Genomic DNA, 12,134 nt, shown 5'->3' with positions numbered 1-12,134 from the left:
GATGGATCGTCTTGCCGTCTATCGGCGGGATCTGGACGCGCTTGCGCGATTGTCGCGCAGGCGCGTGCTGTCTCACCGCCAGGGGATCGACTTCTCGTCCAACGACTATATCGGGCTGGCGCAGTCCCCGCGCCTGGTCGCTGCGGCCCGCCGGGCGCTGGATGCGGGCGTCCCCGTGGGCGCGGCCGGATCGCGCCTGCTGCGCGGCCAGACCGAGGCGCAGGCCCGGTTCGAGGATGCCGCCGCCCGCTTCTTCGGGGCCGAGGCCGCCTTGGGCTTCGGTGGCGGCTATGTCGCGAATTTCGCCGTCCTGACCACGCTGCCGCAGCGGGGCGACCTGCTGCTGATGGACGAGCTGTCCCATGCCAGCACCCACGAGGGCGCGCGCGCGGGCAGGGCCCAGGTCGCGACCTTCCGCCACGGCGATGTGGGCCATGCGGCCGACGTGATCGCGGACTGGCGCGCGCAGGGCAATACCGGCGCGGTCTGGATCGCGGTCGAGAGTCTCTACAGCATGGATGGCGATCGCGCGCCGCTGGACGATCTGATGGCGCTGGCCGACGAACACGGCTTCCTGATGGTGGACGAGGCCCATGCGACCGGTGTCTTCGGGCCGCAGGGGCGCGGTCTGGCCCATCACCTGGAAGGTCGCGACAACGTTGTCACGCTGCACACCCTGGGCAAGGCGCTTGGCGGATCGGGCGCGCTGATCTGCGCCTCGCGGGTGCTGGTCGACTTCCTGGTGAACCGCTGCCGTCCGTTCATCTTCGCCACCGCGCCGTCGCCGCTGATGGCCGAGGTCGGCCTCGAATCGCTGGCGATCCTGCGCGACGAGCCCTGGCGCCAGACCGTGCTGCAGGGGCATATCGACACGTTCGGCGCGGAAATCGCCCGCCGCCTGCCGCATCTGCGCGTCAGCGGCAGCCAGATCGTGCCGCTGATCGTGGGGCAGAACGCGCCCACGATGGAACTGGCCGCCGCCGTCCAGGCGCGCGGCTTCGATCTGCGCGGCATCCGCCCACCGACCGTCCCCGAGGGCACGTCGCGCCTGCGCCTGTCGCTGACGCTGAATGCAAGCCGCGCCCAGGTGATCCGCCTGGCAGAACTGCTGGAGGAACTATGGCCCGATACGTGATCACCGCGACCGGAACCGATGTCGGCAAATCCGTCTTTGCCGCGGGTCTGTGCGGCCTGATCGGCGCGGATTACTGGAAGCCGGTGCAATCGGGGCTGGCGGGCAACGTGCCGAACGCGGCCCCCGTCGCGGGCGGCGCGGCCCAGATCGGCAGCGACCGCGCCGAGGTCGAGCGCCTGTCGGGCGCGACCACCCATCCCGAGGCCTTCCTGCTGCGCCAGCCCCTGTCGCCCCACCGCGCCGCCGAGCTGGACGGCGTGAGCATCGACCTGGACGCGCTGACGCCCCCCGATATCGACCCGCTGGTGATCGAGGGGGCGGGCGGCGCGATGGTGCCCGTCACCCGGCAGGTGATGTTCGCGGATCTCTTCGCGCGCTGGAACCTGCCGGTCGTCCTGGTCGCGGGCACCGGCCTCGGGACGATCAGCTACAGCCTGACCGCCATCGAGAGCCTGCGCGCCCGCGGCGTTCCCATCCACGGCGTGGCCTTCGTGGGCCATCCGAACGACGACAACATGGCGACCATCGGGCAGGTGGGGCAGGTGAAGGTCCTGGGCCGCCTGCCGATCCTGGACCGGCTGGACCGCGACACGCTGTCCGCCGCGATGGCCGCGAATTTCAGGCCCGGGGATTTCAGGACTGGGGATTTCTCATGAGCATCGACGGCGCCGTTTGGCATCCCTTCTTCCAGCACGGAACCGAACCCGAACCGCCCCGCGCGATCAGCACCGAGGGCGCGTTCATCGAAACCGATCGCGGCAGGCTGCTGGACGCGGTCAGCAGCTGGTGGGTCGTCACCCACGGCCACAACCACCCCCGCATCGCCCAGGCGATCCGCGACACGGCGGGCAACCTGGACCAGGTGATCTTCGCAGGCCTGACCCATGCCCCCGCCGAGGAACTGGCCGAGGCGCTGGTCGGCATGGCCCCCGAGGGGCTGAGCCACGTCTTCTACAGCGACAGCGGATCGACCGCGGTCGAGGTCGCGCTGAAGATGGCGCTTGGATACTGGCGGCACGAGGGCGACGGCCGCCACCGCATTGCGGTGATCGAGGACAGCTATCACGGCGACACGATCGGCACGATGAGCGTGGGCGAACGCGGGGTCTTCAACGCCGCCTACGACCCGCTGATGTTCGCGGTGGACCGGCTGCCCTTCCCCTCGGGCGACGGAGCACGGACGCTGCGCGCCTTCGAGGAGATGGCCGCATCGGGCCGGATGGCCGCGCTGATCGTCGAGCCGCTGATCCTGGGCGCGGGCGGCATGCGCATGTATGGCGCCGACGTGCTGCGCGGCATGCGCGAGATCTGCGACCGTCACGACGTGCTGATGATCGTGGACGAGGTGATGACCGGCTGGGGCCGCACCGGACGGCTGTGGGCCTGCGACAATGCGGGCATCGCGCCCGACATCATGTGCACCTCGAAGGGGCTGACGGGGGGCGTCATCCCGCTGGCGGCGACGCTGGCCAGCCGCCGCATCTTCGACGCGCACCGTTCGACCGACCGGCGGCGAACCTTCTACCACTCCAGCAGCTACACGGCGAACCCGATCGCCTGCGCGGCGGCGCTGGCGCAGGTGCGGCTGTGGCAGGAAAGCCCGATGCAGGAGGTGCTGGACCGCCTTGGCGATTGGCAGGCCGAGCGGCTGGCGAAGCTGGCCGCCGATCCGCGCTTCGAGAATCCGCGCAGATGGGGCACCGTGGCCGCCATCGACATGAAGGTCCCCGAGGGCGGATACCTGTCCGAGGCGGGGCCGCGCCTGCGCGCCCATGCGATGGATCGCGGCGTCCTGCTGCGCCCCCTGGGCAATACCTGCTACGTGATGCCGCCCTATTGCGTGACCGAGGCCGACCTGGACCTGGCCTGGGACGTCATCGCGTCATTCGACCTCTAGGTCGATCCAGACGGGCTTGCGGTGGGATGCCAGTCCCGCCGCATCGGCCAGCGGATCGTCCGGCGCGGGCCAGAAGACGCCCGCATCGACGACCTCGAGATCCTTGGCGGGCAGGATATAGTCCAGCCGCAGATTCCCCGGTTCGCGGTCGTATTCGGCCGTGTCCATCGCCGCATCGCCCGAATGATCCGCGTTGGGCCCGTCCTGCGGCGGCTGGAAGGCCCCGCGCGGCTGCGGGTCCTGCGTGACCTCCAGCATGCGCAGCAGGGCCGAGGGGTCGCCATCGCCATCCGACAGGTCCACGTTCAGGTTGCCGATCACCGCGAAGGGCGCATCGGGCAGCCGGTCCAGCCAGAAGGCCAGCTCGTCATGGTTGCGGGGGATGTTGCGATCCTCGAAGGCGGGCGGGGTCGCGGACATCGCCAGCAGGTGCAGCGGGCCGTCGGGCGTCTTGACGACCGCATCCCAATGCGCGGTCGTGGACAGCCGCTGGATGTCGCCGTTCGGCCCGTCCGGCATGCGGTTGCCGTCCATCCCCTGCCACAGAAGGCCGGTATAGTCCGCGACCGGACCGATGGGCCAGCGCGCCAGGATCGCCATCCCCGCCTGTCCGGTGAAATCGCCATAGCCCTGCGCGTCGCGGGCCTCGCCCAGGCGGCCATTGCCGTCCATGTCGCGATCCGTCGCGGCGCCCGTGTTGGGGCGGGCGGCGAAGCGGTGCGGCATGGGGTGGCCCATCTCGGCCAGAAGGTCGCCGAAGGCGATCAGGGCGCGCCCCTCCAAGTCCCAGTCGAAGCCGGTCAGCAGGATCGCGTCGGGTTGCAGATGCGCGATCACACGCGCGGCGGCCACGACCTGTTCCTGCCGGGCGGCGATGTCGCGCAGCAGAAGCCCCGGCCCCTGTCGCGTCAGGCCGGGGTTCCATGTCGCAATCCGCACCGGATCGGCCGCGACGGGCGCGGCCATCAGCGCGGCAAGGGCGATCGCCCTCAGATCCAAGGGCGCGCCTGGGCCATGCGGCCCTCGAAATCGTCGATGGCGGGGGCCTTTTCCATGGTCAGCCCGATATCGTCCAGGCCGTTCATCAGGCAGTGCTTGCGGAACGGGTCGATGTCGAAGCCGAAGACCTCTCCGTCCGACGTGGTGACGGTCTGGGATTCCAGATCGACCGTCATGCGCGCGTTGGCGCCCTTCTTCGCGTCCTCCATCAGGGCATCGACGGCGTCCTGCGGCAGGACGACGGGCAGGATGCCGTTCTTGAAGCAGTTGTTGAAGAAGATGTCCGCGAAGCTGGTCGAGATCACGCAGCGGATGCCGAAATCCAGCAGCGCCCAGGGCGCATGTTCGCGCGACGACCCGCAGCCGAAATTGTCGCCCGCGACCAGGATCTGGCTGTCGCGATAGGCGGGCTGGTTCAGCACGAAATCGGGCAGCTCGTTTCCGTCGCGGTCATAGCGCATCTCGTCGAACAGGTTGATGCCCAGGCCCGACCGCTTGATGGTCTTCAGGAACTGCTTGGGGATGATCATGTCCGTGTCGATATTGACCAGCGGCATGGGTGCGGCGATGCCGGTCAGGGTGGTGAACTTGTCCATGGGACCTCACATGTTGGTGCTGCGGCTTTCGGTCGGCATAGCGCGGGGATAGATATCCCGGGGGGCAAGCGACGGAAGGACCGGATGACGTTGAACGAACTGACGGCCTGCGTGGCCGAACGCTGGAGCCCCGCGATCGGCGATCCGCAGATCACGGGCTGGGTGACGGTCGCGGCCTATGTCGTGGCGGCGCTGATGTCCGCCGCCGTCTGGCTGCGCCTGAAGGGCAGGCGGGGCCGCGTCTTCTGGGCGATGGTCACGCTGCTGCTGGCGGCGCTGGCCGTCAACAAGCAGCTGGATCTGCAGAGCGCGCTGACCGCCGCCGGGCGTTGCCTTGCGCGGGCGCAGGGCTGGTACGGCGAAAGGCGGCTGGTGCAGCTGGGCTTCATCGCCGCGCTTGGGGGCGTGATGCTGGCCGGGCTGATCTCCATGGCCTTCAGCCTGCGGGGACGCCTGCGCCGGAACGGGCTGGCGCTGACCGGGCTGGTGATCGTCACGGGCTTCGTGATGATGCGCGCGGCCAGCTTCCACCACATGGACCACCTGATCGGGATGCGGGCCTTCGGCGTGCCGAACAACTTCCTGTTCGAGAATGCGGGCCTTGTCCTGATCGCCCTGAACGCGGCCGCCCTGCTGAGACGCAGGGACGTTCCGGCAGGCGGGGCCTGACCGGAACGCGCGCTGCGCTGCATGTGTGCGGGCGGGCATCGCCGTCAGGCCGGTTCGTGCGAGAATTCGCGCACGTCGACCAGCCGACCCGCCACGCCGGCGGCGGCGGCCATCGCCGGGCTCATCAGGTGGGTGCGGCCCTTGTAGCCCTGGCGCCCCTCGAAGTTGCGGTTGCTGGTGGCCGCGCAGCGTTCGCCCGGTGCCAGCTGGTCGGGGTTCATGCCGAGGCACATGGAACAGCCCGCAAGCCGCCATTCGAAGCCCGCATCCTTGAAGACGGTGTCCAGGCCCTCTTCCTCGGCCTGGGCGCGGACCAAGCCCGATCCGGGCACGACCATGCCGCGAACGCCCTGCGCCAGCTTGCGCCCGCGCAGCACGTCGGCCGCGGCGCGCAGATCCTCGATCCGGCCATTGGTGCAGGACCCGATGAACACCGCGTCGATGGCGATGCCGGTCAGGGGCATGCCGGCCTTGAGGTCCATGTATTCCAGCGAACGACGCGCCGCGTCGACCTTGCCGCCCGCGAAATCCTCGGGGGCGGGGACGGTCGCGGTGATGGGCAGCGCGTCCTCAGGGCTGGTGCCCCAGGTGACGGTGGGGGCGATATCCTCGGCGCGGATGGTGACGACCTTGTCGAAATGCGCGCCGTCATCGGAATGCAGCGTGCGCCACCAGGCCAGCGCGGCATCCCACTGGGCGCCCTTGGGGGCGTGGGCGCGGCCCTTCACATAGGCGAAGGTGGTCTCGTCCGGGGCGATCAGGCCCGCGCGGGCGCCACCCTCGATCGCCATGTTGCAGATGGTCATGCGACCTTCCATCGACAGGTTGCGGATCGCCTCGCCGCAATATTCGATGACATGGCCGGTGCCGCCCGCCGTGCCGGTCTCCGCGATGATGCGCAGGACGATGTCCTTGGCGGTCACGCCGGGGGCGAGGCGGCCGGTGATCTCGACCTTCATGTTCTTCGATTTCGACTGGATCAGCGTCTGCGTGGCCAGCACATGTTCCACCTCGGAGGTGCCGATCCCGTGGGCCAGCGCGCCGAAGGCGCCATGCGTCGCGGTGTGGCTGTCGCCGCAGACGACGGTCATGCCGGGCAGGGTCCAGCCCTGTTCGGGGCCGACGATATGCACGATCCCCTGGCGGATGTCGTTCACAGGATAGTAGTTCACCCCGAAATCGCGGGCGTTCTTGTCCAGCGCATCGACCTGGATGCGGCTTTCGGCGTTGTCGATGCCGTTCTCGCGGTCCAGCGTGGTCGGCACGTTGTGGTCGGGCACCGCGATGGTGCGTTCGGGCGCGCGGACCTTGCGGCCGGTCATTCGCAGACCCTCGAATGCCTGCGGGCTGGTCACCTCGTGGACCAGGTGGCGGTCGATATACAGCAGGCAAGTGCCGTCCTGCTGGCGGTCCACCACATGGGCGTCCCAGATCTTGTCATAGAGCGTGCGCGGGCCCACGGAATCGTTCGTCGTCATGGCTGATACTTTCGGCTGTGTCGTTCTGGCTTGGCTGGTCTGGCGGGCGCCCATGCGGGCAGGCCCCGGTGGCCGGATCAGCCCCGGGCGGTGACGCCTAGCGTCTCGCCATAGAACCGCGACGGAAGTCGGGCGCGGTCGTGGATGTCGAAATACCGAAACATGCGGCGAAAATAAGTCCGAGACTCGGGCAATGGCAAGCCTTTAGCGTGGGAAAAGGAAAATGATCGGTGCGGAACGCGAGGTTCCCCCGCAACATTGTTCCAAAGGGAAGGGAGGGATTTCCTTGGAGGGCATGGATCCGGACGTCTCGGCGCTGGCCATGGCGCTGCACGGGGCGGCGCTGCGCATCATGGGCTTCGTCGATTCGATGCTGCTGCCGATGCGGCTGTATCAGCTGGCGGCGATCGCGGGGCTTCTGGCGCTGTCCTGGCTGGCGGCGCGCGCCCTGTCTCCGCGCTGGACGGGCTGGCTGCGCAGCCGCGAGGGCTGGCCCCGCTGGCGCCTGCGGGTGGGGCTGTTGCTGGACCGGCGGCTGACGCTGATCCTGTTCGCCATCGCCGCCTGGATCGTCGTCGCCATCATGCGAGAGATCACCTGGCCCTCGCGCAGCCAGCTGATCGCGCTGGCGGCGGCCATCGCCACGGGCTGGGTCGCGATCTTCTTCGTGGCGCGGATCATCCGCAACGCCTTCCTGCGCAGACTGGTGACATGGGGCGCGTGGATCTGGATCACGCTGCTGCTGCTGGGCCTTCTGGACGAGACGACGGAAGCGCTGGACCGGCTGGCCATCTCGTTCGGGGATTTCCGGCTGTCGGCGCTGACGGTGCTGAAGGGGCTGATCATCACCGGGCTGATGATCGCGGGCGCGCGGATGGCGTCGCGGCTGCTGGCGGGGCGGCTGGCGCGCAGTTCCGACATCTCGCCCACAATGCGGGTGCTGACGGCCAAGCTGATCCAGGTGGTGCTGTTCAGCCTTGCGATCGTGATGGGGCTGAAGGCGGTCGGGTTCGACCTGACGGGGCTTGCGGTCTTTTCGGGCGCGGTCGGCGTGGGCCTGGGCTTCGGGCTGCAGAAGGTGGTGTCGAACCTGGTGTCGGGCGTCATCATCCTGCTGGACAAGTCGATCAAGCCCGGCGACGTCATCAGCATCGGCGACACCTTCGGCTGGATCGAGGAGCTGGGCGCGCGCTATGTCAGCGTCGTCACCCGCGACGGCAAGGAATACCTGATCCCGAACGAGGACCTGGTGACGGGGCAGGTGGTCAACTGGTCCCACAGCGACGATTTCGTGCGGATCGAGCTGACCTTCGGCACCTCGTATGAGGACGATCCGCACCGGGTCAGCGAACTGGCGATCGAGGCCGCGGCCTCGGTTTCGCGGGTCATGGCGGATCGCAGGCCGGTCTGCTGGATCAACGGTTTCGGGGACAGCAGCATCGACTATGTGCTGCGCTTCTGGATCGCGGATGCGCAGGGCGGGCTTGCGAATGTGCGCGGCAAGGTCTTCCTGGCGCTGTGGGATACGTTCAAGGCGAACGGCATCCAGATACCCTTTCCCCAACGTGAGGTCCGGATTCTTGGCCCGAACACGGCGAATCCCGGCCCGAAGGCCCAAGAAACGCCCGCTGGCGATTGAGATGGGGCGAAAAGATGCTACATTGGAACCATCCCTTGCGCCGGGGGCGATCGGCGCGCTGACCGGAGGATATGACCCTGTCCCAAGACGTCCCGTCGGCCCAAGGGCCGGCTACCGATAACGCGAAGGAAGCGCTGAGCAGCGACCAGGTTCTTTCGCTCGTCCTGACCTCGCTCGATGACGACAAGGCCGAAGAGGTCGTCAGCATCGATCTGCGCGGCCGCTCGGCCATGGCCGATCACATGGTGATCGCTTCGGGCCGCAGCTCGCGTCAGGTGGGCGCGATCGCGGAGAAGCTGGCCGAACGCGTGAAGCACGCCACCGGAACCACGCCCCGGATCGAGGGCAAGGATGCCGGTGACTGGGTGCTGATCGACACGGACGACGTGATCGTCCACGTGTTCCGCCCCGAAGTGCGCGAGTTCTACCAGCTGGAAAAGATGTGGATGCCCGCAGACGCGCTGAGCCGCGTTCGCGACGGCGCCCGGCCCCAGGCCTGAGTTCATGCGCATCGACATCGTCGCCGTGGGGCGGTTGAAGAAGGGCCCCGAGGCGGCGTTGGTCGCGGATTACCTGGAGCGGTTCGCCAAGACCGGTCGGGCACTGGGCCTGCCGCCCGTCGGCGTGACCGAGGTCGAGGACCGCAAGGGCCTTGGTCAGGCTGCCGAGGCCGAGCTTCTGGCCCGTGCCATCCCGCCGGGCGCCGCTGTCGTCATGCTGGACGAACGCGGCGACCAGCCCACCTCTCCCCAGTTCGCGGAACGTATCGCCGGATGGCGCGACGGCGCGCGCGACATTTGTTTCGTCATCGGCGGCGCGGACGGGCTGACGCCCGATCTGCGCGCCCGGGCGGACTGGCAGATCAGCTTCGGGCGCATGGTCTGGCCGCACATAATGGTGCGCGTGATGCTGAGCGAACAGATCTATCGTGCGGCGACGATCCTTGCGGGAAGCCCCTATCACAGGGTGTGATCGCCGGGTCGGTTGCCGCGCAGGTCCCGCCCGCGTATGCATGTGGAAAATCGCGAGGCAGACATGACCAAACCCGTTGTTCTTTGCATCCTCGATGGCTGGGGCCTGTCCGCAAGGCCCGACCAGAGCGCGCCCGACCAGGCGGCGACGCCGAATTTCGACCGGCTGATGCGGGACTGCCCCCATGCGACCCTGACGACCTTCGGCCCCGATGTCGGCCTGCCCAAGGGGCAGATGGGCAATTCCGAGGTCGGCCACACCAATATCGGCGCGGGCCGGGTCGTGGCGATGGACCTTGGCCAGATCGACCTTGCGATCGAGGATGGCAGCTTTGCCCGCAACGACGCGCTGCAGGGCTTCATCGCGAAGCTGAAGGAGACCGGCGGCACGGCGCATCTGATGGGCGTCGTCTCGGACGGGGGCGTGCACGGGCATGTCGAGCACGTTCGCGCCGCGATGAAGGCCGTGGCCGAGGCGGGCGTGCCGGTGGTCCTGCATGCCGTGACCGACGGGCGCGACGTGGCCCCGCAATCCGCGATGGATTTCGTGACCGCGCTGGAGGCCGACCTGCCGCAGGGCGCGCGCATCGGCACCGTGATCGGGCGCTATTTCATCATGGACCGCGACAACCGGTGGGACCGGGTCGAACGCGCCTTCCGCGCGATCACCACGGGCGAGGGCGAGGATGCGGGCAGCGCCCAGGAAGCCGTCGCCGCCGCCTATGACCGCGACGAGACCGACGAGTTCATCACCCCCTTCGTCATCGACGGCTTCAACGGCGCGCTGGACGGGGACGGGTTCTTCTGCCTGAACTTCCGCGCCGACCGCGCCCGAGAGATCCTGAGCACGCTGGCCGATCCCGATTTCGCGGAATTCGACGTCTCGGCCCGGCCCGAATGGGCGCAGGTGCTGGGCATGGTCGATTACAGTCAGGATCACGACCGCTTCATGAAGACGGTCTTTCCCAAGAAGCAGGTCGTCAACACGCTTGGCGCCTGGGTCGCGTCCAAGGGGCTGCGCCAGTTCCGCCTGGCCGAGACCGAGAAATACCCCCATGTCACCTTCTTCCTGAACGGCGGCAAGGAAACCCCCGAACCGGGCGAGGATCGCCACATGGCCCCCAGCCCGAAGGTCGCCACTTATGACCTGCAACCCGAGATGTCGGCCGCCGAGGTCTCCGAGAAGCTGGCCTGGGGCATCGACCAGGGCTACGACCTGATCGTCGTGAACTTCGCCAATCCCGACATGGTGGGCCATACCGGCAGCCTCTCCGCCGCCGCCCGCGCCTGCGAGGCGGTCGATCAGGGTCTGGGCATGATGCTGGAGGCGCTGGACCGCACGGGCGGTGCCGCCGTCATCTGCGCCGATCACGGCAATTGCGAAACCATGGTCGATCCCGACAGCGGCGGGCCCCATACCGCGCATACGCTGAACCCGGTGCCCGTCATCGTCTATGGCGCGGCGCCCGGGATCTCGGTCCGCGACGGGCGGCTGGCCGATCTGGCGCCGACCGTGCTGGACCTGATGGGGCTGGACCTGCCGCCCGAGATGACCGGGGAAAGCCTGATTTCCGAATGAAGCCCCTTCTTTCACTGACGCTGGCCGTAGCACTTGGCCTCGGGCCGGGGGCGATGGCGCAGACCGCATCCCAGGCGGTCGACGATGCCGAAGAGGCCGCGGCCCTGCTGCGGGCCGCCGTGGCCGAGCTGCCCAAGGCGGTCGAGGCCGACGACCAGGTCGTCGCCATGACCGACGTGATCCGCGCCTATGAACTGGGACTGTCCGCACTGCGCGGGGGGCTGCGGCAGGCCAGCCTGCGCGAGGCCGAGCTGCGCGACCGCTTCGAGGCGCAGCGCGGCCAGCTGAGCCGCGTCCTGGGGGCCATGACCTCGATGCAGGACAGCCCCGAAAGCGCGATGCTGCTGCATCCGGCGGGCGCGCTGGCCAATGCGCGGTCCGCCATGATCCTGTCGGACGTGACGCCGGGCCTGCGCGCCCAGGCCGAGGACCTGCAGACCGACCTGGACGAGATCGCAACCGTGCGCGAATTGCAGGCCAATGCGGCGGGGATGCTCGAGACGGGCCTCGCCTCGGTCCAGGAGGCACGCCGCCTGCTGGTCAGCGCCTCGGGGGATCGCAGTTCGATGCCCGCACGATATGGCGAGGACCCGGCCGAACTGAGCGCCCTGCAGGAGGCTGCGGCCACGCTGGACGAGTTCGCGTCGGGCATCGCGCGGATGGAGACCGATATCGGCGCGCCGATGGAGGATTTCGAGGGCGCGCAGGGCAGCCTGCGCCTGCCGGCCATCGGGACCATCCTGCGCACCTATGACGAACCCGACGCCGCGGGCGTCAGCCGTCCGGGCTGGGTCATCGCCACCGCGCCCGCCGCGCTGGTCCAGACGCCCTGGCCCGCCACGATCCGCTATCGTGGGCCCTTCCTCGATTACGGCAATGTGATGATCGTCGAGCCCGCGCGTGGCTATCTTCTGATATTCGCGGGCCTGTCGCAGGTCTTCGGAGAGGTGGGCGACGTGCTCAAGGCCGGGGACCCGGTCGGGCTGATGGGCGGATCGGAAGCGCCCGCACAGGAATTCGGGTCGCAATTCGTGGCCGATGCCAAGGAGGGCGGCGCCGCAGGCCGCAGCGAGACGCTGTACCTGGAACTGCGCCGCGGAAACGAAACGCTGGACCCGGCGGAGTGGTTCGTGCTGAATCCCATCGTCGAGCCGCAACAGGACTGAGGCAA

At 68.7% G+C, this 12,134-nt stretch carries 12 protein-coding genes; 9 read left to right on the top strand and 3 right to left on the bottom strand.

What is annotated here, in order from left to right:
• The first annotated feature begins 1 nt into the window (after position 1).
• The 3 genes from F804_RS0101660 to F804_RS0101650 are packed head-to-tail and all read left to right on the top strand — an operon-like array spanning position 2 to position 3,032.
• On the top strand, positions 2-1,135 hold the full coding sequence (locus F804_RS0101660; RefSeq protein WP_022706006.1) for an 8-amino-7-oxononanoate synthase: 1,134 nt from the start codon (positions 2-4) through the stop codon (positions 1,133-1,135).
• Positions 1,120-1,791: a dethiobiotin synthase gene (gene bioD, locus F804_RS0101655; protein ID WP_022706005.1), complete on the top strand. Its 672-nt coding sequence runs from the start codon at positions 1,120-1,122 to the stop codon at positions 1,789-1,791. Before F804_RS0101660 ends, bioD begins: the two co-directional genes overlap by 16 nt.
• Positions 1,788-3,032 carry an adenosylmethionine--8-amino-7-oxononanoate transaminase gene (locus F804_RS0101650; RefSeq protein WP_022706004.1) on the top strand — a complete coding sequence of 415 codons (1,245 nt, stop codon included), beginning with the start codon at positions 1,788-1,790 and terminating at the stop codon, positions 3,030-3,032. Before bioD ends, F804_RS0101650 begins: the two co-directional genes overlap by 4 nt.
• On the opposite strand, the gene F804_RS0101645 is transcribed toward F804_RS0101650, so the two are convergent.
• Together F804_RS0101645 and leuD are read right to left on the bottom strand one after the other, a co-directional pair.
• Positions 3,018-4,031, bottom strand: a complete 1,014-nt coding sequence (locus F804_RS0101645; protein WP_022706003.1) for an endonuclease/exonuclease/phosphatase family protein — start codon at positions 4,029-4,031, stop codon at positions 3,018-3,020. The two genes, F804_RS0101650 and F804_RS0101645, sit on opposite strands and share 15 nt — an antisense overlap.
• Positions 4,022-4,627, bottom strand: a complete 606-nt coding sequence (leuD, locus tag F804_RS0101640; protein ID WP_022706002.1) for a 3-isopropylmalate dehydratase small subunit — start codon at positions 4,625-4,627, stop codon at positions 4,022-4,024. Before leuD ends, F804_RS0101645 begins: the two co-directional genes overlap by 10 nt.
• A gap of 84 nt (positions 4,628-4,711) precedes the next feature.
• On the opposite strand from leuD, the gene F804_RS0101635 reads away from it, so the two are divergent.
• Positions 4,712-5,296, top strand: coding sequence for a hypothetical protein (locus tag F804_RS0101635; protein ID WP_022706001.1), 585 nt, complete (start codon positions 4,712-4,714; stop codon positions 5,294-5,296).
• A gap of 44 nt (positions 5,297-5,340) precedes the next feature.
• Here F804_RS0101635 and leuC read toward each other — a convergent pair whose 3' ends face one another.
• The gene (gene leuC / locus F804_RS0101630) at positions 5,341-6,774 is read right to left on the bottom strand and encodes a 3-isopropylmalate dehydratase large subunit (protein WP_022706000.1); all 1,434 of its coding nucleotides are present in this window, start codon (positions 6,772-6,774) and stop codon (positions 5,341-5,343) included.
• Between the two features lie 295 nt (positions 6,775-7,069).
• On the opposite strand from leuC, the gene F804_RS15300 reads away from it, so the two are divergent.
• From F804_RS15300 to F804_RS15295, 5 genes are all read left to right on the top strand, one after another.
• Complete coding sequence (locus F804_RS15300; RefSeq protein ID WP_051142257.1) at positions 7,070-8,413, top strand: mechanosensitive ion channel family protein; 1,344 nt, start codon at positions 7,070-7,072, stop codon at positions 8,411-8,413.
• Positions 8,414-8,484: 71 nt separating this feature from the next.
• Entirely contained in the window at positions 8,485-8,913 is a 429-nt protein-coding gene (gene rsfS, locus F804_RS0101620) for a ribosome silencing factor (RefSeq protein WP_022705998.1), read from the top strand.
• A 4-nt stretch (positions 8,914-8,917) separates the two neighbouring features.
• On the top strand, positions 8,918-9,385 hold the full coding sequence (rlmH, locus tag F804_RS0101615; RefSeq protein WP_022705997.1) for a 23S rRNA (pseudouridine(1915)-N(3))-methyltransferase RlmH: 468 nt from the start codon (positions 8,918-8,920) through the stop codon (positions 9,383-9,385).
• A 63-nt stretch (positions 9,386-9,448) separates the two neighbouring features.
• Positions 9,449-10,963 (top strand): 2,3-bisphosphoglycerate-independent phosphoglycerate mutase, encoded by a 1,515-nt coding sequence (gpmI, locus tag F804_RS0101610; RefSeq protein ID WP_028725490.1) that lies wholly within the window; start codon positions 9,449-9,451, stop codon positions 10,961-10,963.
• Positions 10,960-12,129: a murein hydrolase activator EnvC family protein gene (locus F804_RS15295; RefSeq protein WP_040595459.1), complete on the top strand. Its 1,170-nt coding sequence runs from the start codon at positions 10,960-10,962 to the stop codon at positions 12,127-12,129. The genes gpmI and F804_RS15295 overlap by 4 nt, the downstream gene beginning before the upstream one ends.
• Positions 12,130-12,134: the final 5 nt, after the last annotated feature.

The sequence above is a fragment of the Paracoccus zeaxanthinifaciens ATCC 21588 genome (assembly GCF_000420145.1).
Classification (GTDB): Bacteria; Pseudomonadota; Alphaproteobacteria; order Rhodobacterales; family Rhodobacteraceae; genus Paracoccus; species Paracoccus zeaxanthinifaciens.
Note: the sequence above shows the minus strand (reverse complement) of the source record. Positions and strands in the feature narration are given on the sequence as shown.

What these genes read in the sequence shown, in the direction of transcription:
- F804_RS15300 (WP_051142257.1), top strand. Translation starts at nt 7,070, where the DNA reads ATGGATCCGGACGTCTCGGCGCTGGCCATGGCGCTGCACGGGGCGGCG.
- leuC (WP_022706000.1), bottom strand. Translation starts at nt 6,774, where the DNA reads ATGACGACGAACGATTCCGTGGGCCCGCGCACGCTCTATGACAAGATC.
- leuD (WP_022706002.1), bottom strand. Translation starts at nt 4,627, where the DNA reads ATGGACAAGTTCACCACCCTGACCGGCATCGCCGCACCCATGCCGCTG.
- rsfS (WP_022705998.1), top strand. Translation starts at nt 8,485, where the DNA reads ATGACCCTGTCCCAAGACGTCCCGTCGGCCCAAGGGCCGGCTACCGAT.
- F804_RS0101635 (WP_022706001.1), top strand. Translation starts at nt 4,712, where the DNA reads ATGACGTTGAACGAACTGACGGCCTGCGTGGCCGAACGCTGGAGCCCC.
- F804_RS0101660 (WP_022706006.1), top strand. Translation starts at nt 2, where the DNA reads ATGGATCGTCTTGCCGTCTATCGGCGGGATCTGGACGCGCTTGCGCGA.
- F804_RS15295 (WP_040595459.1), top strand. Translation starts at nt 10,960, where the DNA reads ATGAAGCCCCTTCTTTCACTGACGCTGGCCGTAGCACTTGGCCTCGGG.
- bioD (WP_022706005.1), top strand. Translation starts at nt 1,120, where the DNA reads ATGGCCCGATACGTGATCACCGCGACCGGAACCGATGTCGGCAAATCC.
- gpmI (WP_028725490.1), top strand. Translation starts at nt 9,449, where the DNA reads ATGACCAAACCCGTTGTTCTTTGCATCCTCGATGGCTGGGGCCTGTCC.
- rlmH (WP_022705997.1), top strand. Translation starts at nt 8,918, where the DNA reads ATGCGCATCGACATCGTCGCCGTGGGGCGGTTGAAGAAGGGCCCCGAG.
- F804_RS0101650 (WP_022706004.1), top strand. Translation starts at nt 1,788, where the DNA reads ATGAGCATCGACGGCGCCGTTTGGCATCCCTTCTTCCAGCACGGAACC.